At 69.8% G+C, this 18,712-nt stretch carries 15 protein-coding genes and 1 pseudogene; 5 read left to right on the forward strand and 11 right to left on the reverse strand.

Features of this window, described 5'->3' with window-relative positions:
- Positions 1-113: 113 nt before the first annotated feature.
- From HQ312_RS11195 to nadA, 4 genes are read right to left on the reverse strand one after another with little or no spacing between them, the layout of a single operon-like run.
- A complete protein-coding gene (locus tag HQ312_RS11195; RefSeq protein ID WP_222638636.1) occupies positions 114-581 on the reverse strand; it encodes an SRPBCC family protein in 468 nt (155 codons plus the stop codon).
- Positions 582-618: 37 nt separating this feature from the next.
- Complete coding sequence (gene nadC / locus HQ312_RS11200) at positions 619-1,488, reverse strand: carboxylating nicotinate-nucleotide diphosphorylase (RefSeq protein WP_056447907.1); 870 nt, start codon at positions 1,486-1,488, stop codon at positions 619-621.
- Positions 1,485-3,155, reverse strand: a complete 1,671-nt coding sequence (locus tag HQ312_RS11205) for an L-aspartate oxidase (RefSeq protein ID WP_222638637.1) — start codon at positions 3,153-3,155, stop codon at positions 1,485-1,487. The genes nadC and HQ312_RS11205 overlap by 4 nt, the downstream gene beginning before the upstream one ends.
- Entirely contained in the window at positions 3,152-4,189 is a 1,038-nt protein-coding gene (gene nadA, locus HQ312_RS11210; RefSeq protein ID WP_056447901.1) for a quinolinate synthase NadA, read from the reverse strand. Before nadA ends, HQ312_RS11205 begins: the two co-directional genes overlap by 4 nt.
- Positions 4,190-4,269: 80 nt before the next feature.
- Here nadA and HQ312_RS11215 point away from each other — a divergent pair, with 80 nt between their 5' ends.
- Complete coding sequence (locus HQ312_RS11215; protein WP_081821419.1) at positions 4,270-5,025, forward strand: NUDIX hydrolase; 756 nt, start codon at positions 4,270-4,272, stop codon at positions 5,023-5,025.
- Here HQ312_RS11215 and HQ312_RS22210 read toward each other — a convergent pair.
- Both HQ312_RS22210 and HQ312_RS11225 read right to left on the reverse strand, forming a co-directional pair.
- Complete coding sequence (locus HQ312_RS22210) at positions 5,018-6,094, reverse strand: GGDEF domain-containing protein (protein ID WP_222638638.1); 1,077 nt, start codon at positions 6,092-6,094, stop codon at positions 5,018-5,020. The genes HQ312_RS11215 and HQ312_RS22210 overlap by 8 nt on opposite strands.
- Positions 6,095-6,207: 113 nt before the next feature.
- Positions 6,208-6,783: a DUF2567 domain-containing protein gene (locus HQ312_RS11225; protein WP_222638639.1), complete on the reverse strand. Its 576-nt coding sequence runs from the start codon at positions 6,781-6,783 to the stop codon at positions 6,208-6,210.
- 67 nt (positions 6,784-6,850) lie between these two features.
- Here HQ312_RS11225 and HQ312_RS11230 point away from each other — a divergent pair, with 67 nt between their 5' ends.
- The 4 genes from HQ312_RS11230 to treY all read left to right on the forward strand — a co-directional run bounded on the left by HQ312_RS11230 (position 6,851) and on the right by treY (position 13,130).
- The gene (locus tag HQ312_RS11230; RefSeq protein ID WP_222638640.1) at positions 6,851-7,447 is read left to right on the forward strand and encodes a TetR/AcrR family transcriptional regulator C-terminal domain-containing protein; all 597 of its coding nucleotides are present in this window, start codon (positions 6,851-6,853) and stop codon (positions 7,445-7,447) included.
- Positions 7,444-8,373 (forward strand): NAD(P)/FAD-dependent oxidoreductase, encoded by a 930-nt coding sequence (locus HQ312_RS11235; protein ID WP_222638641.1) that lies wholly within the window; start codon positions 7,444-7,446, stop codon positions 8,371-8,373. Before HQ312_RS11230 ends, HQ312_RS11235 begins: the two co-directional genes overlap by 4 nt.
- Before the next feature lie 80 nt (positions 8,374-8,453).
- On the forward strand, positions 8,454-10,772 hold the full coding sequence (gene glgX, locus HQ312_RS11240; RefSeq protein WP_222638642.1) for a glycogen debranching protein GlgX: 2,319 nt from the start codon (positions 8,454-8,456) through the stop codon (positions 10,770-10,772).
- Between the two features lie 9 nt (positions 10,773-10,781).
- Complete coding sequence (gene treY, locus HQ312_RS11245) at positions 10,782-13,130, forward strand: malto-oligosyltrehalose synthase (protein ID WP_222638643.1); 2,349 nt, start codon at positions 10,782-10,784, stop codon at positions 13,128-13,130.
- Between the two features lie 79 nt (positions 13,131-13,209).
- Here treY and HQ312_RS11250 read toward each other — a convergent pair whose 3' ends face one another.
- From HQ312_RS11250 to HQ312_RS11270, 5 genes and pseudogenes are all read right to left on the reverse strand, one after another.
- A complete protein-coding gene (locus HQ312_RS11250) occupies positions 13,210-14,004 on the reverse strand; it encodes a DUF1295 domain-containing protein (protein WP_222638644.1) in 795 nt (264 codons plus the stop codon).
- A complete protein-coding gene (locus HQ312_RS11255) occupies positions 14,001-15,296 on the reverse strand; it encodes a cyclopropane-fatty-acyl-phospholipid synthase family protein (RefSeq protein ID WP_222638645.1) in 1,296 nt (431 codons plus the stop codon). Before HQ312_RS11255 ends, HQ312_RS11250 begins: the two co-directional genes overlap by 4 nt.
- Positions 15,293-16,567, reverse strand: coding sequence for a cyclopropane-fatty-acyl-phospholipid synthase family protein (locus HQ312_RS11260; protein ID WP_056448067.1), 1,275 nt, complete (start codon positions 16,565-16,567; stop codon positions 15,293-15,295). The genes HQ312_RS11255 and HQ312_RS11260 overlap by 4 nt, the downstream gene beginning before the upstream one ends.
- A 108-nt stretch (positions 16,568-16,675) precedes the next feature.
- A pseudogene (locus HQ312_RS11265) lies at positions 16,676-17,395 on the reverse strand (DUF1365 domain-containing protein); the annotation flags it as partial.
- Entirely contained in the window at positions 17,392-18,690 is a 1,299-nt protein-coding gene (locus tag HQ312_RS11270; RefSeq protein WP_222638646.1) for an NAD(P)/FAD-dependent oxidoreductase, read from the reverse strand. The gene HQ312_RS11270 and the pseudogene HQ312_RS11265, both read right to left, overlap by 4 nt.
- Positions 18,691-18,712 lie beyond the last annotated feature (22 nt).

Consider the following 18,712-nt stretch of genomic DNA (forward strand, 5'->3'; position numbering starts at 1 on the left):
AGGGGCGCGCCGGTCGGCGCACGTCGATTATCGCTCGAGCCCCGACCGGCGCCCCGAGGGGGACGATCCACCTGGTCCCACCGACCGGCCTCCGGCCTGCCCGCACCATGGTCTCAGGAGTAGCGGGCTGACAGCTTCTCCAGCGTCTTCGTAATGCCGTTCGCGTTCTGTGCCGTCTGCTTGGTCACCTCGAGCATCTTCGGGATCTTCGCCGTTCCGTAGACGAACGATTCCGTCACCTCGGTGGACGAGGGGCCCACCGCGACGAACTCCCAGCGCCACTTGTGGCCCAGCGGGTGCTGCCACTCGATCACCTTGGTGTCCCCGGTATCGGTGAACTCCGTGACGGTGCTGGTGATGCGGTAGGGCACGCCGAACTGCTTCATGCCCACCGAGAACTTCGCTCCGCGCGAGAGCGTCGTCGGACCCTTCACCGTGTCCTTCACCGTTCCGGAGCCGTCCAGCTCGCCGTGCCGGTGCGGATCCGCCACCTGAGCGAAGAGGTCGTCGGCAGGGGCGTTCACGGTCACGCGGCGGGCGATGACGCGATCGCCGCGGTCCACAGTGCTCACAGATGTCATGTGCGGTCCTGTGCCCGGATCCCGCTCACGCGAAACGTCACTCGAAGTCGAGCCCCAGGTCGAGCACCGTCACGGAGTGGGTGAGCGCGCCGACCGCGAGGAAGTCCACACCGGTGCCCGCGTACTCGGCGGCCGAGTCCAGGGACAGACCGCCGGACGATTCGAGCTTCGTCGCGGGAGCTGCTCGATCCCTACGTTGCACCGCCATCTGCGTCTGCCACAGCGGGAAGTTGTCGAGCAGCACCAGGTCGACGCCCTCGGCCAGCACGTCGTCGAGCTGCTCGAGAGTGTCCACCTCGACCTCGCACGCGATGTCCGGCGCCGCGGCTCGGACGGCGCGCAGAGCCGCCACCACCGAGCCCGCGGCGACCACGTGGTTGTCCTTGATCAGTGCCGCGTCGCCGAGGCCCATGCGGTGGTTCTGCCCGCCGCCGGCACGCACGGCGTACTTCTGCAGTGCACGTAGCCCGGGCAAGGTCTTGCGACTGTCCCGTACGACGCATCCCGTGCCGGACACCGCGTCGACCCACGCCGCGGTCGCGGTCGCGATGCCGGACAGGTGGCAGAGAATGTTGAGCATCGTCCGCTCCGCGGTGAGCAGGGCCCTGGTCGGTGCCTCCACCGACAGCACCACGTCACCCGGCTCGACCCGGGTGCCGTCGGCGATCCGGGAGAGCACGACGTGGTCGCCGATCACCTCGTCGAGCACCGCCAGTGCGGCGTCGAGGCCCGCCACGACGCCGTGTGCCCGCGAGACGACCGCGGCACGGGTGCGCGCGCCCTCGGGCACCGTGGCGAGGCTCGTCACATCGGGCCCGTATCGGAGGTCCTCCTCCAGCGCGCGGCGCACGACGAGGAGGATCTCGTCCCGATCGACGGGGTCGAGAGCAGCGGCGGGTGTGGTCATGAGACTCCTATCGGGCCGACCTGGTCGGCGCTGCGGGCATTCCGCACGATCGCGAGGCTGCCGTCGTCGGCCAGCCGGAAGACGGTGCTGCGGCGCTGTGCGTCGTCGGACCGGGGGTGATCGGCGCGGGTGTGCGCACCCCGCGTCTCGGTGCGGGCGAGAGCTGCCGAGGCGGTCGCGGACGCCAGCAGTGTCAGTGCGGCGTCCTCGACGTCGTGGGTCGACGTGAGCTCGCGCGGGACAGCGGCTCCCACGATCGCCGCTGCCTCGCGCAGACCTGTGTCGTCGCGGACGACGCCGACGTGACGGGTCATCGCGGACTGGAGGACGTCCCTGTCGAGCCGGGGCGCCCGGTGTCGCGCAGACGGATCGCCGGACGTCAGGGAGCGGACGGACACCCGGTCTCGGGCGCTGCGAGCCACTCGGGTCCCCAGCACCACGCCCTCGAGCAGCGAGTTCGACGCGAGACGGTTCGCTCCGTGCAGTCCTGTGCGGGCCACCTCGCCCGCGGCGTGGAGCCCGGCGACGCAGGTGCGGCCGTACTCGTCTGTGACGACACCGCCGCATGCATAGTGCGCTGCAGGGGCCACCGGGATCGGCTGCTCCGTCGGGTCCACGTCCTGAGCGAGGCAGGCCGCGGTGACGGTGGGAAAACGCAGGGCCATGTCGGGCACGGACCGCGCGTCGAGAAAGACGTGATCGGCGCCGCTCTCGGCCAGCCGAGCGGCGATCGCCCGGGACACGACGTCGCGGGGAGCGAGATCACCCAGCGGGTGCACGCCCGCCATGATCGAGCGGCCGTCCGCGTCGACGAGACGCGCGCCCTCACCGCGGACCGCCTCGCTGACCAACGGGAGCCGCCCGCGGCCGCCGGGGCGGAACAGCACGGTCGGGTGGAACTGCACGAACTCGACGTCCGCCACGTCCGCGCCCGCCCGCAGTGCGAGAGCGAGGCCGTCGGCCGTGGCGCCGGACGGGTTCGTGCTGGCCGAGTACAGCATTCCGGTGCCACCGGTGGCGATCAGCACGGCGGGTGCGTGCACCACGCCGAGGTTCGCGTGGAGATCGTCCGGCGAGAGCGATACGAGCACGCCCGCCACACCGCGGTCGCCGACCAGGACGTCGAGCACGGTCGCGCCGTTCACCGTCGCGGGCGCCGCGGACGACAGAGCGCGCTGGATCTCCCGCCCCGTGGCATCGCCGCCCGCGTGCACGATGCGGCCTACAGAGTGACCGCCCTCACGGGTGCGGGCCATGGAGCCGTCCGCGCCGCTGTCGAACCGAGCACCGATGCCGGTGAGCACACTCAGCGCGTCGGCGCCGGCCCCGACGATCGAGCGCACCGCGGCCTCGTCGCACAGACCGGCGCCCGCGACGATCGTGTCGCGCACGTGGGCCTCGACGTCCTCGCCGATCGCGACGGCCATGCCGCCCTGGGCGTACTGCGTCGCCGTACCCGCCGCGTCCTTGCTCAGCACCAGCACGCTCAGCCCGGACCGGGTCGCCTCGATCGCCGCGGCGAGACCGGCGACTCCCCCGCCGACCACGACGAGATCGGCCGCGGCCTCCCAGCCCGGAGCGGCAGCGACCCTCCGGCCCGGGGCGGCAGCGACACTCCGGCTCGGGGCGGCAGCGACACTCCCGCCCGGAGTGGCCGCAGTGGTCACTCGCCGCCGCCGGGCGAGCCGATGGCGATCATCCGCTCGACGGACGCGCGTGCGCGTTCGGCCGTCGCGACGTCGACGTGCACCTCGTCCTTGCCCTCCGTGAGGCACCGGAGCAGCGCCGCGGGGGTGATCATCTTCATGTACGGGCAGGACGCGCGGTCGTTCACGGCCTGGAAGTCGACACCGGGCGCCGCCTTGCGCAGCTGGTGCAGCATGCCGATCTCGGTGGCGACGAGAACCTGCTTCGCACCCGTGGTGCGCGCCGCGTCGAGCATGCCGCCGGTCGAGAGGATCTTGACGCGGTCCTCGGGCACGAATCCCTCGCCGGCGAGGTAGAGCGCGGACGTCGCGCAGCCGCACTCGGGGTGGACGTAGAGCTCGGCCTCGGGGTACGCCTGCGACCGTGCGGTGAGCTCGTCGCCGTTGATGCCGGCGTGGACGTGGCACTCACCGGCCCAGATGTGCATGTTGGTGCGACCGGTCTGCCGACGGACGTGGGCCCCGAGGAACTGGTCCGGCAGGAAGAGCACCTCGCGGTCCGGGTCGATGGACTGCACGACCTCGACCGCGTTGGACGAGGTGCAGCAGATGTCCGTCAGTCCCTTCACCTCGGCGGTGGTGTTCACGTACGACACGACGACGGCGTCCGGGTGCTCGGCCTTCCACTCGCGCAGCTGGGCCGCGTCGATGGAGTCGGCGAGAGAGCAGCCCGCCCGCTCGTCGGGAATGAGGACCGTCTTGGACGGCGCGAGGATTTTGGCCGTCTCGGCCATGAAGTGCACGCCGCAGAAGACGATGGTCTCCTCCTGCGCCTCGGCGGCGATGCGCGAGAGCGCGAGCGAGTCGCCGACGTGGTGGGCGATGTCCTGGATGGCGGGCAGCTGATAGTTGTGCGCCAGGATCGTCGCGTTCTTCGCCTCTGCCAGGCGCAGGATCTCCTCGGCCCACTCCGGGCCGGCATCGACGCCGGCGTAGCCCGTCGGTCCGTCGAAGACCGCGGAGTTCCCGCCGAATCGCGTGGTGGTGATCGCCATGTCGTGCTCCTCGCGTGCGTCCAGCGCTCGCGTGCGCCGGTGCCGATCCGCCGGAATGGACCCGACGGGGTTTTCGACTTATGATCGAAAACGTGATTCATCGTAGCACCGCCGCCGACGGACCGACCGGAAGTGCCCCCGATCCGGCCACCCGACCGGTGCACGAAGTGCTGTCCGTCGTCTTCCAGGTGCGCGAGCTGCAGCCCCGCGAGCCTGCCGAACTGTGCGTGCTGCTGTGGCAGCGCGCACTCGCCCCGGCACGCGGAACCTGGTCACTCCCCGGCGGGCTCCTCCGGGACGACGAGAACCTGACCGACTCCGCGCGACGTCAGCTGGCGGAGAAGGTCGACGTGCGCGAGGTACGCCACCTCGAGCAGCTGTCCGTCTTCTCCGATCCCGGGCGCGTCCCCGGCGATCGCCGCATCGCCTCGACGTTCCTCGGTCTGGTCCCCATCGTCGGGGACCCGCGACTTCCCGTCGACACTGCGTGGCACCCGGTCGCGACGCTCCCCGAGACCGCGTTCGATCACGGCACGATGGTGGCGCACGCCCGCGCGAGACTGGCGGCCAAACTGTCCTACACCAACATCGCCTTCGCGCTCGCGCCCGTCGAGTTCAGCCTGTCGACCTTGCGCGACATCTACTGCGCCGCACTGGGTTACCAAGTCGACACCACCAATCTCCAACGGGTGCTCACCCGGCGGGGCGTCATCGAGTCCACCGGCCACACCGCTCCCCCGGGCCCGTCCGGAGGACGTCCCGCCGCGCTGTACCGCTTCCGGGACAGCGCACTACGTGTGACCGACGAGTTCGCCGCGCTCCGACCACCTACGTGAGAGTGCCGTAGCCGACGACGGCATCGCCGCCGTCCGCCTTGGCGGAATACATCGCTCGATCGGCACAGATGAGAAGCACCTCCACGTCGTGCGAGGTGACGACCCGCTCCTCGCGAGCGACCCCGATGCTGAGACTCGACTCGTGGTCCGACCGCGCCGTGTAGGCGCTGCGCAGCCGCCGCGCCCGGTCGAGCACCTCGTCCATCGGCAGCGCGGTCACGACGGCGAACTCCTCCCCGCCGGTGCGGGCCGTGATCGACGGAGACGGGAACATCTCGTCGATGGTGTCCGCCGTCCGACGGATGACGAGGTCACCGTGGTGGTGTCCGAAGCGGTCGTTGATCGACTTGAAGCGGTCGATGTCGATGACCACCGCGACGAGACCGTTCCGGGTGCCGAGCAGTTCGCCCGCCGCGACGGTGAGTCCCCGCCGGTTGCGCAGGCCGGTCAGCGGATCCACGTACGCGGCGGTGACGTCGCCGCGTTGCAGGAACTGCAGGCGGTAGATGGAGATCGGTGCGAGGAAGAGAACCATCACGATGAGCAATCCGTAGGTGACGGCGAGCGAGGTGCGCGCCGCTCCGAGCACGGACTCCGAGCCGATCGCTCGGACGAACAACCCGACGCAGATCACCACGGTGAGGGAATGGTGGACGGCGAACACCCGCGGCGTGTGGAACGTCGCCACGTAACTGCTCGCGACGCCGAACAGGATCGTGCAGGGCAGCACGGCGAGCGGGTCGGACAGCGAGAGGAGCACCACGGAGAGTCCGACGTCCGCGTACACGACGAAGGCCGTCGACATCCTCCGTGAGGGCCACGGTCCGCGGATCCACGCGAGCCCGACGCCGGCGGTTCCCACCGCGTTCACGAGCACGACCGTCAGCGCTGCTCCCGTCGGAGCGGTGGGCGGGGCGAGTCCGGCGACGACGTACAGGACGGAGAACAGGAGGCAGGACAGACCGATGAGGACGCGGGTCGAGCCGAGCGCGGTGTTCGTCTCGAAGTAGTGGACGGTCCACGCGTAATCGACGGGTCTGGTCAACCACCGCCGAATGGTGTTCGCCACGTCCTGGAGACCCTCGCCGTTCGAAGAGGTCGGCCCCCGCCCGCGGCCCGTCGTGGGCCGCCCTGAGAGCGCTCATTCAAGCAGACGAACCCGGCGTCCGAGACCCGAACGGATCACTCCCCGGGGGACTCGTCCCGACCCAGATCGTCCGACGGCGACAGCGCCGTGACGAGAACGAGCGTGACCGCCGCAGCCAGAGGTTGCGCGAGCAGAGCCAGCCACGTCGAGACACCGGGGGCGAGTGCGACGACATCGCCGCGAAGGGCGCCGTCGGCACTCGGATACCGCACCGCGCCCACGGCGAGGCCGGCACCGATCGCCGCGGCGGACGCCAGCGCCGACGCCACCACGATGTCGAGGACCAGACGCGGCCCTCGCTCGGCCACGCGAGCCCAGACGGCGACCGTGGTCAGCACCCCGGCCGCGGCGGTCACGCAGAGGAACAGAGCGAGTGCGTCGAAGCGATGATCGCTCTCGCCGGTCAACACGATCGCGCGGCCGTCACCGACGGCAGCGACGTGCTCCACGGGCGCGAGCAGAGCCCACAGGATCCCGAGGACGGCACCGACCACCGCGGTCGCGAGCACGATCCGGATCGAACGCCGGGTGAACGCGCCGCGCGACGGCCGACCCGCATCGCCGATCCCGGGTGCGGTCGAGGCGAACCCCGTCGTGTCGACATCACTCACGTGGGCCAGCCTAGGCTGTCCGCTGCGTGGCCGACGGGCCCGCGACACGAGTCGGGAGAGGTGCGGAATGCAGTTGCGCAGAGACGACGTCGTCGACGGCGCACTGACCATTCTCGACGACTACGGTCTCGCCGACCTCACGATGCGCCGATTGGCCGGCTCGCTCGGTGTGGCGCCCGGCGCGCTGTACTGGCACGTCGCGAACAAGCAGGCGCTGCTCGGCGCGGTGTCCGATCGCATCCTGAGCCGCCTCGACGCCGTACCCGCTGCCGTCACCTCCGATGTGCTGGACGCCGTGCGCGGCCGCGCTCACGGACTTCGAGACGCTCTCCTGGCTCACCGGGACGGCGCCGAGGTGGTCGCCTCCAGCCTGTCCGCCCGCACGGTGACGCACCCCGTGCGGACCACGGTCGTCGACGATCTCCGCGCCACCGGGCTGACCCCGGAGGACGCCGGACACGCCGCGGACGCCCTGCTCTACTACGTGCTCGGTGCAACGAGCGACGAACAGTCCCGGCTGCAGATGGAGTCCGCGGGTGCGCTGGCCGCGGATCGACACCCCGACGACGGTGACCTCGATCGAGATGCCACCGCTCGGTTCGATTTCGGCCTCGAACTCTTCGTCGACGGCGTTCGGAGCCGCGTCCGTACGCTGAACGAGTGACCTCCTCGACCTCTCCCGTCACCGTCCTCGGAGCCGGTGTCGCCGGTGCCGCGTGCGTTCGCGTGCTCCGCGACGCCGGTGTCCCGTTCGTGCTGCGTGACCGGGGCCGCGCCGTCGGCGGTCGGATGTCGTCCCCCGAGTTGCACGGACGCCGAGTCGATGTGGGCGCCGGCTACTTCACCGTCCGCGACGACGGGTTCCGGGACGTCGTGTCCGACTGGGGCTCTCGCGGTCTCGTGCACGAGTGGACCGACACCTTCACGGTGGTGCGGGCCGGGGCGGAGCCGGAACAGAAATCGGGACCCACGCGGTGGGGAACGCCGGCGGGCCTGCGGTCTCTGGTGAAGGACCTGCTGTCCGGCATCCCTGTCGACGCCACCGAGGCCCGGGCGCTGCCCGACGGACACGTGGTCCTGGCCATGCCCGACCCGCAGGCCTCCCGCCTGGTGACCGTGCCCGACGCCGTCGACTACGACCCCGTCGTCGCGGTGGTCCTCGGGCTCACCGACGACGACGCCGCCGGACTCCCCTTCCCCGACGCCGCCTTCGTGTCCGACGACGCGGACGTCGAGTTCCTCGCGCGCGACGGCGCACGCCGGGGCGACGGAGCCGCGGTCCTGGTCGCCCACACGTCCGCGCAGCGCGCCCGGCGACACCTCGACGATCCCGCCGGTGCGATCCCCGCCGTCGTCGACGCCGTCGCCGCGCTCACGGGCATCGGCACTCCGATCTGGACGCACGCCCACCGCTGGACCTTCGCCAAGCCCGCCTCCCAGCACGACGCAAGCCACGACATCGTCTCGCACGGAGACCGTCTGGTCGGCTTCGCCGGGGATCAGTGGTGCCCGAAGGGCTCGCCCCGCGTCGAGAGCGCCTGGCGATCGGGCACCGACCTCGGGCACGCGCTGATCGCACGACTGGGCTGAGCCCGGGCGACCGACGCTCCGGCCTGCGACGGACCTCGCCGACAGGTGTCCTTCGCCGCTGCCGGGATAGGGTTCCGAGCATGTCCGTCGACCATGCACACGAACCATCGATCCAGGTATGGCCCGGCAGCGCGTATCCCCTGGGCGCCACCTACGACGGCGCCGGAACCAATTTCGCGCTCTTCTCCGAGGTCGCCGAGGCCGTCGATCTCTGCCTCATCGACGCCGACGGTCACGAGACCCGCGTCCGCCTCGAAGAGGTCGACGGGTACGTCTGGCACGCCTACATCCCCCAGGTCCAGCCCGGCCAACGGTACGGCTACCGCGTGCACGGCCCGTGGAATCCCGGAGCGGGACAGCGGTGCGACGCGAGCAAGCTGCTGCTCGACCCCTACGGCAAGGCGTTCGTCGGATCGTTCGACGGTGACCGCTCGCTCTTCAGTTACGACATCGACATCCCCGAACGTCCCGTGCCCGCAGCGCAGGAGAACGACGACGCCGTGCATCCCGGCGAGGCGCACGTCGCCGGCCCCGCGGGATCGGCCACCGCGTCGCGCACCGTCGACGCGACCCGCGCCAACGTCGCGACTGCCAGAACCGTTGCACCCGAGCCTGATCCAGAGCCCGAGCCCGAGCCCGAGAACCACTTCCCCCAGCACGACTCGCTGGGGCACACGATGACGACGGTCGTCGTCAATCCGTTCTTCGACTGGCAGAACGACCGCTCGCCGCGTCGCCCCTACAACGAGACCGTCATCTACGAGGCCCACGTCAAGGGCATGACGATGACCCACCCGGACATCCCGGAGGATCTGCGCGGTACGTACGCCGGTCTCGGCCATCCGGCCGTGATCAGCCACCTGGAGAAGCTCGGCGTCACCGCCATCGAACTGATGCCGGTGCATCAGTTCATGCAGGATCAGACACTGGTGGACAAGGGACTTCGCAACTACTGGGGCTACAACTCGTTCGGTTTCATGGCCCCGCACAACGAGTACGCGTCCTCCCCCATGGCCGGTTCGGCCGTGTCGGAGTTCAAGACGATGGTGCGCTCGTTCCACGAAGCCGGCATCGAGGTGATCCTCGACGTGGTCTACAACCACACCGCCGAGGGCAACCACATGGGTCCGACCATCGCGTTCCGCGGCATCGACAACGCCGCGTACTACCGGTTGGTCGACGACGACCCGTATTTCTACATGGACTACACGGGCACGGGTAACAGCCTGAACGTCCGTCACCCGCACACCCTGCAGCTGATCATGGACTCCCTGCGCTACTGGGTCACCGAGATGCACGTTGACGGCTTCCGCTTCGACCTCGCATCGACCCTGGCCCGCGAACTGCACGACGTGGACAAGCTGAGCGCGTTCTTCGACCTGGTCCAGCAGGACCCGGTGGTGAGCCAGGTCAAGCTGATCGCCGAGCCGTGGGACGTCGGTGAGGGCGGCTACCAGGTCGGCAACTTCCCCGGTCTCTGGACCGAGTGGAACGGCATGTACCGCGACACCGTCCGCGACTACTGGCGCGGTGAGCCGGCGACACTCGGCGAGTTCGCGTCGCGGCTCACCGGATCCTCCGACCTCTACGAGGCGACGGGTCGCCGCCCCGGTGCGAGCATCAACTTCGTCATCGCGCACGACGGCTTCACGATGCACGATCTGGTGTCCTACAACGACAAGCACAACGAGGCCAACGGCGAGGACAACAACGACGGCGAGAGCCACAACCGGTCATGGAACTGCGGTGTCGAGGGGCCGACGGACGACCCCGAGGTGCTGTCGCTGCGCGCCCGTCAGATCCGCAACATGCTGGCGACGCTCATGCTCAGCCAGGGCACGCCGATGCTCGCGCACGGCGACGAGATGGGCCGGACCCAGCAGGGCAACAACAACGTCTACTGCCAGGACTCCGAACTGGCCTGGATGGACTGGTCGCTGGCGGAGACGAACGCCGATCTGGTCGAGTTCACGTCCCGCGTGATCGCACTCCGCAACGACCACCCGGTGTTCCGTCGACGACGCTTCTTCGAGGGCCGGCCGATCCGCAAGGCGGAGCAGACGCGCGACATCGCGTGGCTCACCCCGACCGGCGAGGAGATGACCGAGGAGGACTGGGACAGCGGCTTCGGCAAGTCGCTGGCGGTGTTCCTCAACGGCGAGAACATTCCCGAGCCCGACAACCGGGGCAACCGGGTCGTCGACGACACGTTCTACCTGTGCTTCAACGCCCATCACGAGCCGATCGACTTCACCACACTGGACGGCAAGTACGCCGACGAGTGGACCGTCGCGCTCGACACCGCCTCGGCCACCGGAGCCGACGATCGAGTCATCGTCGCCGGCACCGCTGTCGAGGTGCAAGCACGGTCACTGTTGGTGCTACGGAAAACGGGGTAAGGAAGCGACATGAGCCACGCGATCACCTCGACCTATCGATTCCAGCTACGGGGTGATCGCTTCACTCTCCGCGATGCCGCGTCGCTGGTTCCCTATCTCGCCGAACTCGGTGTCTCCCACGTCTATCTGTCGCCGATCCTGACGGCGGCCGAGGGCTCCACCCACGGGTACGACGTCACCGATCCGCGCACCGTCTCCGAGGCACTCGGTGGTCGAGCCGCACTCGAGGACCTCGTCGCCGAGTGCCGGTCCCACGGCCTGGGCGTCGTGGTCGACATCGTGCCCAACCACCTCGGTGTGGCCACGGCGCGGGAGAACCCGTTCTGGTGGGACGTGCTGAGACACGGACGCGCATCGCAGTACGCCTCGTGGTTCGACATCGACTGGGCCGGTGCGGAGCGCATCGCGCTCCCCGTGCTGGGCGACGATGCCGACGTGAACGAACTCTCGGTCGACCGGTCGGGAGACGAGACCACGTTGGCCTACTACGAGAACCGCTTCCCGGTGGACCCCGCGACCGACGACGGCTCGAACGACGCGAAAGCACTGCACGACAAGCAGTCCTACGAACTGGTCCGGTGGCGCTCCGGGCGCATCGGGTACCGCCGGTTCTTCTCCGTCAGCGACCTGGCCGGCCTTCGTCAGGAGGACCCCGCGGTCTTCGACGCGACGCACGCCGAGGTCGGCAGCTGGTTCCGCGACGGTCTCGTCGACGGTGTGCGCGTCGACCATCCGGACGGGCTCACCGCACCGGCCGAGTATCTCGCTCGCTTGCGGGGCGTCGTCGGACCCGACTCGTGGCTCGTCGTCGAGAAGATCCTCACCGCCGAGGAGCCGCTCGACGTCACACTTCCCGTCGACGGAACCACCGGGTACGACGCTCTCGCCGATCTCGGTGGGGTGTTCCTCGACCCGTCGGGCGAGGAGCCGCTGACGCGACTGTCGGCGGACGTCACCGGCCACGCGGGGGACGCACACTGGGTGCACGAGGCCGAGCGGACCATCAAGGCCGACACGGCGAGCACACAGCTCGCTCCCGAGGTGCGGCGCCTGGTCGCGGCGATCGCCCGCGACACCGGAACGTCGTTCGACGCCGACCTCGCCCGCGAGGCCGTGACCGAGATCGTCGCCCGCATGCCGGTGTACCGCTCCGACTACGCGCCGCTGGCCGGCATGCTGCCCCGCCTGCTCGGCGACGTCGCCGCGGATCGCCCCGAACTGGTTCCCGCCCTCGATGTCGTCGCGGCCGCCGTGGCCGCACGCGGCGAGGCGTCGGGACGTCTGCAGCAGGTCGCGGGCGCCGTGATGGCGAAGAGCGTCGAGGACTGCATGTTCTACCGCACGTCGCGGCTGGTCTCGCTCCAGGAGGTCGGCGGTGACCCGTCCCGCTTCGGTCGGTCGGTGCCGGAGTTCCACCTCCGCCTGTCCGAGCGGGCCCGGCTGTGGCCTGCCGCGATGACGACCCTCTCGACACACGACACCAAGCGCGGCGAGGACGTCCGGGCGCGCATCGGTGTGCTGTCTCAGGTGCCCGACCTGTGGCGCGCGTGCCTGAGCGACTGGGAGGAGCAGGCTCCGTCGCCCAACGGGTCCACCGGACTCTTCTTGTGGCAGAACATCGTCGGCACCTGGCCGACCGACGGCGTGGTCACGGACGAGTACCGCGAGCGACTGCACGCCTACGCCGAGAAGGCCATCCGCGAGGCGGGCTCGTACACCGGCTGGAACGACGTGGACGAGGACTTCGAGTCTGCCGTCCACACGTGGATCGACGGCATCGTCGACGGAGCGGTGGCTCCCTCGCTCACGACGTTCGTCCAGCAGATCGCTCCGCACGCATGGAGCGATTCGCTCGGACAGAAGCTCCTCCACCTGGCGGGTCCCGGCATCCCGGACATCTACCAGGGCACGGAGCTGTGGGAGGACTCTCTCGTCGACCCCGACAACCGCCGGGACGTGGACTACGACGCCCGCAAGGCTCTCCTGGACATCGACGGGACGCCGGCGCTCGACGCGAGCGGCGCCGCCAAGTTCCACGTGACCCGGTGTGCCGCACGGCTGCGCCGCGACCGTCCGGACAGCTTCGTGGGCGGGTCCTACGTTCCGGTGTTCGCGACCGGCGCCGCCGCCGACCACGTCGTGGCGTTCGGTCGTGGACCCGCCGACGGTGACGCCGACGTCGTCGCCGTCGCCACGCGGTGGTCGATGCGCCTCGGCGAGGCCGGATGGGGTGACACCTCGCTGGCGTTGCCGGACGGTGAGTGGACCGACCTCGTGAATGGTGGGTCGTTCAGAGGAACGGTCACCGTGTCCTCACTGCTCTCCGCGCTCCCGGTCGCGCTCCTCGTCCGACGGTGACCTGATCTCGAGGTGAACCGGTCACGCGCGCAGACCACCCCTCCTCGGGGCTGCGTGCGTGACCGGAAGTCGGGCCCGCTCAGGCCTTGCGGGGCGGGAGCGGAACGAAGTAGCTGGTGCGCTGCTGGTACTCGCGATATCCGGGCCGCTCCGCCATGTGCTGCTCGAGCAGCCGCGCACCCGTCGCGAACACGAGGAAGTACGTCATGGCGACCGGCGAGAGCACGGTCAGCACACCGGGCCAGTGCGCCGCGGAGACCAGGAAGATGCCCCACCAGACACAGGCGTCACCGAAGTAGTTGGGGTGGCGCGTGTACCGCCACAAGCCCCGGTCCATGATGGTGCCCTTGCGGGACGCGTCCGCCTTGAAGGCGTCCATCTGACGATCCCCCACCGTCTCGAAGACGATGCCCAGGACCCACAGAGCGACGCCCACCGCAGTGACGACGCCGAACGATCCGTCGGACACGGCGGCGACCTGCACCGGCAGCGACACGAACCACAGCGCGACACCCTGCGTGAGATAGATCTTGCGGATCGCGTACACAGCGGGGCTGCCCGACGCGTTCGACAGCATCTTCTCGTACCGCGGGTCCTCGCCCTTGCCCCGCGAGCGGCGGAACATCGAGACCGCGAGACGGGTGCCCCAGGCTCCGACGAGCACCAGCATCAGCACTCGCCGCCACCCGTCGCCGGACCCGGCCAGTGCTGCGGCGATCGCCACCGCGACGAAGCCTGCTCCCCAGCTCACGTCGACCACGTTGTGCCGACCGATGCGGAAGCCGACGACCGCGGTGACGGTGAGGACAACGACCACCGCCAGCAGGGAGACCGCCGACACGACGGCCAGATCGGACCAGGAGAAGTCCGTCATCCGTGTGTCCGGACCAGCGGCATCGAGGACACGCCGCGGTCGTCCGGGCGGACGGACAGGATCTGGTCGACACCCATCCGGCCGTCGCGGAACGCCATTCCGCCGCCCACGAGGTACAGGCGCCACACCCGCGCCACCTCGTCTCCGACGAGTGCGACCAGATCGCCCCAGCGGCTCTCGAAGGTCGCGTACCAGGCGTCGACGGTGCGGACGTAATGCTCGCGCAGGGCGTGCACGTCGCGGACCTCGAGACCCGACTCCTCGATCATGGCGACCGTCGCACCCACGGGCCGCATGTACATGTCGGGGGCGATGAACGACTCGATGAAGGCACCGCCGCCCGGGTTGTCCCCCGCCTTGCGCGACATCTGCTGCACCAGCACCCGGCCGCCGGGCACCACGTTGTCGTGCAGCGCCTTCGCGTAGATCGGATAGTTCTTCTCGCCGACGTGCTCGCCCATCTCGATGGACGCGACGGCGTCGAAGGGGCCGTCGGGCACCTCGCGGTAGTCCTGGATCCGGATCTCCACCCGGTCCTGCAGGCCGCGGTCCGCGATGCGCTTGTCGATGAAGGCCTTCTGCTCACGGGAGATGGTGACGCCGACGACCTGCGCGTCGAAGTGTTCCGCCGCGTGCAGGCTCAGCGACCCCCATCCGCACCCGACGTCGAGGAACCGCATTCCGGGGCGGCCGAGGCCGATCTTGCGGCACACGAGGTCGAGCTTGTCGCGCTGCGCGTCCTCGAGGCCGTAGTCGGGCGAGTCCGACGTCCAGTAGCCGCTCGAGTACGCCATCTGCGGGTCGAGCACCATCTCGTAGAACTCGTTCGAGAGGTCGTAGTGGTGGCTGATCGCTGCGCGATCGCGCACCAGCGAGTGCAGTCGACCCTTGATGACCGCCTGCGAGGCGGGGGCGGGAAGAGGACGGGCCTGCTTCACCCCGACGACACCGAGCGACGCCGCGGTGCGGACGAGCTCGACGATCGCCTTCGGGCTGGGCCGGACGGCCGTCAGCCGACGGGTGCGCACCACGTCCCACACGTGCGTCAGCGCCTCGTCGAGGTCACCTTCCACGTCGAGTTCACCGGTGACGTACGCCTGGGCAGCACCCAGTTCCCCCGGGCTCCACAGCAACCGTCGCAGGACGTTCGGGCTGTACAGCGTCACCTTCGGCGCGTCGGTGGGGCCGGCGGTCGAGCCGTCCCACGCAGTCAGGTGCACCGGCAGCGCACCGCCGACGAAGGGGGCGATCAGGTCTTCGAGCCGTGCGGCCACGGTGGGGGTGCCGGTCATCGGTCGCTCCTTCGTTCGAGCAGGATCTGCTGGACATCGATGTAGCCGGAGCCGAAACCGGCCTCGGAATAGCAGAGGTAGAAGTGCCACATGCGGGCGAACACGTCGTCGAAGCCCAGCATCCGGGCCTCCTCGGCGTGCGCGTGGAAGCGCTCGTCCCACAGGCGCAGGGTGCGGGCGTAGTGATCGCCGATGGACAGACGCTCACGCACGCGCAGCGTCGTCTCCTTCTCGGTGATGCTCTCGATCGCTCGGATCGACGGGAGGAACCCGCCGGGGAAGATGTACTTGTGTACCCACGTGTACGTGTTGCGCGTGGCCAGCATGCGCTCGTGCGGCATGGTGATGGCCTGGATCGCCACCTTGCCTCCGGGGGCGAGCAACGAGTCGATGGTGCGGAAGTACTCGCCCCAGTACTGGTGTCCCACGGCCTCGATCATCTCGACGGACACGATCGCGTCGTACTCGCCGTCGACCAGCCGGTAGTCCAGGAGATCGACCTGGACCCGGTCGGCGTGGCCGGCGGCGTCGATGCGCTTGCACGCGAGTTCCAGTTGCTCGGTGGACAGGGTCACCGACCGCACCGTGGCACCGCGTTCGGCGGCGCGGATGGCGAGTTCGCCCCAGCCCGTGCCGATCTCCAGAACGCGTGTTCCCGCGGTCACCCCCGCGCGATCGAGCAGTCGATCGATCTTGGACCGCTGCGCGGCGGCGATGTCGTCCCATCCGGGCTGCGGGGTCAGCGACGGGAACAGCGCACTCGAGTAGGTCATGGTCTCGTCCAGGAACAGTTCGAACATCTCGTTCGACAGGTCGTAGTGGCGCGAGATGTTCGAGCGCGTGTTGCTCGTGGTGTTGGTCTCGGAGACCGGCTGCTTGGGGATGTACAGGCCGCGCAGGCGTTGCAACCACTTCGGGATGAGGGTCGCCATGCGTTCGGCGAAGACACCGAGTGCCGCCGTGAGGTCGGGCGCGTCCCAGTCGCCGGCCATGTAGGCCTCACCGAATCCGATGAGCCCACTCTCCCCCACGCGCGCCGCGAAGTCGCGTGGGCGGTGGATCGTCATCACCGGGGCGGTGGGATCGTTCGCGCCACCTCCGATGACGACGCCGTTCGGCATCTCGACCCGGATCGCGAGATGTTCTGCCGCCCTGCGGAAGAGAGCGTCGGCGACGGGCGCGGCGAGGCGCGCCTTGACGGTGACCGGCGCCGTCGCGATGGAGGGCCAACGTTCGGCGTCGACGGTCGATGCCACGGCGTACTGAGTCATCCTGGTGCCTTCTGATCGAGGGGGTACTGCCGGGCCGAGCGGAGTGGAGAGCGGACCGTGCCGGTCCACCACGGCGGGTACGTCGCCGCGCACCGGCGGACGCGGAACCGTGCGGAGTCCACGCGCCCACAACCCGATCCCCTGACGCCGGATGCGCGCGGTGACCACGTGCGGGGCGAGGGGGGCTCGTGCGAGAACGCCCAGGACGCGGCCCGTCGTCGCGGGGCGTCCGGTGCCGGACATGATCGCGACGAACGGGGGGTGCCCGTCCCGGAGCAGCGTGATCGACAGCGCGAGGGAGCCGTCGGGCTCCGGGAGGCGCATCGCGTACTCCCCGCTGACGTCGTTGAACGGCGAGACGTAGAACTCCTTGGGCGTGCGCGCCACCCCGCGCGCGTCCGTGTCCAGCAGGTAGCGGTGACGTTCGCCGTAGGTGTTGTGCACCTCGGCGACCACGTGCTCGACGCGGTCGGCGCCATCGTGCAGCCAGTAGACCGTCAGGGGGTTGAAGACGTACCCGAGAACACGAGCGTTGGTCAGCATCGTGATCCGCCCCGCGACGGGTACCCGGCCGTGTGCCCGGAGGAAGTCGTCGAGATTGGCCCGCAGCGTCGCCGACGGATCGCCCACGTGGTCGGCGGCGTCGATCTTCGCGAACGGCGCGAGCGGGCCGGGCAGCGACGGGAGTGCGTCGATGTCGACGAACCACGAGTAGCTGCGATACGTGAACTCGTTCTCGATCGGCTCGCGCCGCACGTGCCTGATGGAGGTCTCGTAGATCATGGCGGTGCGAGTACCGGCAGCGGCGCGGGTGTCGACGGCGGTCATGCCCAGACCCCGCCGAGACGTTCCGCCGCGCGCAGGCCCGAGGCCGCACCGTCCTCGTGGAAGCCCCACCCGTGGTAGGCGCCCGCGAAGGCGACCAGGTCGGTGTCGAGCTCGCCGAGTCGCGCCTGCGCGGCGACCGACTCGGACGTGTAGAGGGGATGCTCGTACCGCATCGTCTCGAGCACGGCGGACGGGTCGAGTGCGGCACCCTCGGCCGTGGGATCGTCCTCGTCGCCCAACGTCACGAGGTACCGGGAGCCGGTGTCGGGCAGCCGCTGCAGCCGTGACATGTCATAGGTGACCACCACTCCGCCCGGCGCCGCATCGCACGCCGGCATGCGGTAGTTCCACGAGGCGCGGGCACGCCGCAGACGCGGGAGCACGCTCTCGTCGGTGTGGAGCCGAGCCACGTTGGGCGAGTACGGCATGGCACCGAGAACGAGGTGCTCCGTCGAGGTGGGCTCAGCGAGCATCTTCAGCGCCTGCTGGGGATGCGTCGCGACGACGACGGCATCGACCGTCTCCGTGTGCCCGGAGGCGTCCTCGATCTCGACCGACCGGTCGCCCCGACGGATGGCGGCCACCGGTGTGCCCGAACGGATCTCGGCAATCGTCTCGGCGACACGCTCGACGTAGCGGGCGGATCCACCGGTCACGGTGCGCCAGGTCGGCGAACCTCCGACGCCGAGCATCCCGTGATGCTCGAGGAACGAGAAGAGGTACCGGGCCGGGTAGTCCAGGGCCCGTGACGGCTCGCACGACCACACGGCGGACACGAGGGGCGTCATGAAGTGCGATTCGAAGTACTGCGAGAACTCGTGCCGGGCAAGCACATCGGCGACCGTCGCATCGTCGTCGCCGGACGCGAGCAGCGCACGGGCGACACGGTGGAAGCGGGTGACCTCGAGCAGCATCCGCAGGTAGCGACCGCGGACCACGCTGCCGGGGCCGGGGATCAGCCCGGAGAGGCCCTGCCCACCCGAGTACTCGAGCCCGCATCCGTCGCAGCGGATCGACATGCTCATGTCCGATTCCTGTGTCCGAATGTCCAATTCGCGAAACAGTCGCTGCAGTGTCGGGTATGTCCGGTCGTTGTGGACGATGAAGCCCGTGTCCACGGGCAGATCACCCTGCGGGGTGGACACGACGTGGGTGTCCGCGTGACCGCCGAGACGGCCGTCGGCCTCGTACAGCGTGACGCGAGCAGTCTTCGACAGCACGTACGCTGCCGTGAGGCCGGCGACGCCGGCGCCGACCACGGCGATGCGCCGGTCGGTGTGAGCATCGTGAGCCATGTGTCTTCTCCCTACGTGATGC

The sequence above is a fragment of the Rhodococcus sp. BP-316 genome (assembly GCF_019836105.1).
GTDB lineage: Bacteria > Actinomycetota > Actinomycetes > Mycobacteriales > Mycobacteriaceae > Rhodococcoides.

What these genes read in the sequence shown, in the direction of transcription:
- HQ312_RS11260 (WP_056448067.1), bottom strand. Translation starts at nt 16,567, where the DNA reads ATGACTCAGTACGCCGTGGCATCGACCGTCGACGCCGAACGTTGGCCC.
- nadA (WP_056447901.1), bottom strand. Translation starts at nt 4,189, where the DNA reads ATGGCGATCACCACCACGCGATTCGGCGGGAACTCCGCGGTCTTCGAC.
- treY (WP_222638643.1), top strand. Translation starts at nt 10,782, where the DNA reads ATGAGCCACGCGATCACCTCGACCTATCGATTCCAGCTACGGGGTGAT.
- HQ312_RS11195 (WP_222638636.1), bottom strand. Translation starts at nt 581, where the DNA reads ATGACATCTGTGAGCACTGTGGACCGCGGCGATCGCGTCATCGCCCGC.
- glgX (WP_222638642.1), top strand. Translation starts at nt 8,454, where the DNA reads ATGTCCGTCGACCATGCACACGAACCATCGATCCAGGTATGGCCCGGC.
- HQ312_RS11270 (WP_222638646.1), bottom strand. Translation starts at nt 18,690, where the DNA reads ATGGCTCACGATGCTCACACCGACCGGCGCATCGCCGTGGTCGGCGCC.
- HQ312_RS11230 (WP_222638640.1), top strand. Translation starts at nt 6,851, where the DNA reads ATGCAGTTGCGCAGAGACGACGTCGTCGACGGCGCACTGACCATTCTC.
- HQ312_RS11250 (WP_222638644.1), bottom strand. Translation starts at nt 14,004, where the DNA reads ATGACGGACTTCTCCTGGTCCGATCTGGCCGTCGTGTCGGCGGTCTCC.
- HQ312_RS11215 (WP_081821419.1), top strand. Translation starts at nt 4,270, where the DNA reads ATGATCGAAAACGTGATTCATCGTAGCACCGCCGCCGACGGACCGACC.
- nadC (WP_056447907.1), bottom strand. Translation starts at nt 1,488, where the DNA reads ATGACCACACCCGCCGCTGCTCTCGACCCCGTCGATCGGGACGAGATC.
- HQ312_RS11255 (WP_222638645.1), bottom strand. Translation starts at nt 15,296, where the DNA reads ATGACCGGCACCCCCACCGTGGCCGCACGGCTCGAAGACCTGATCGCC.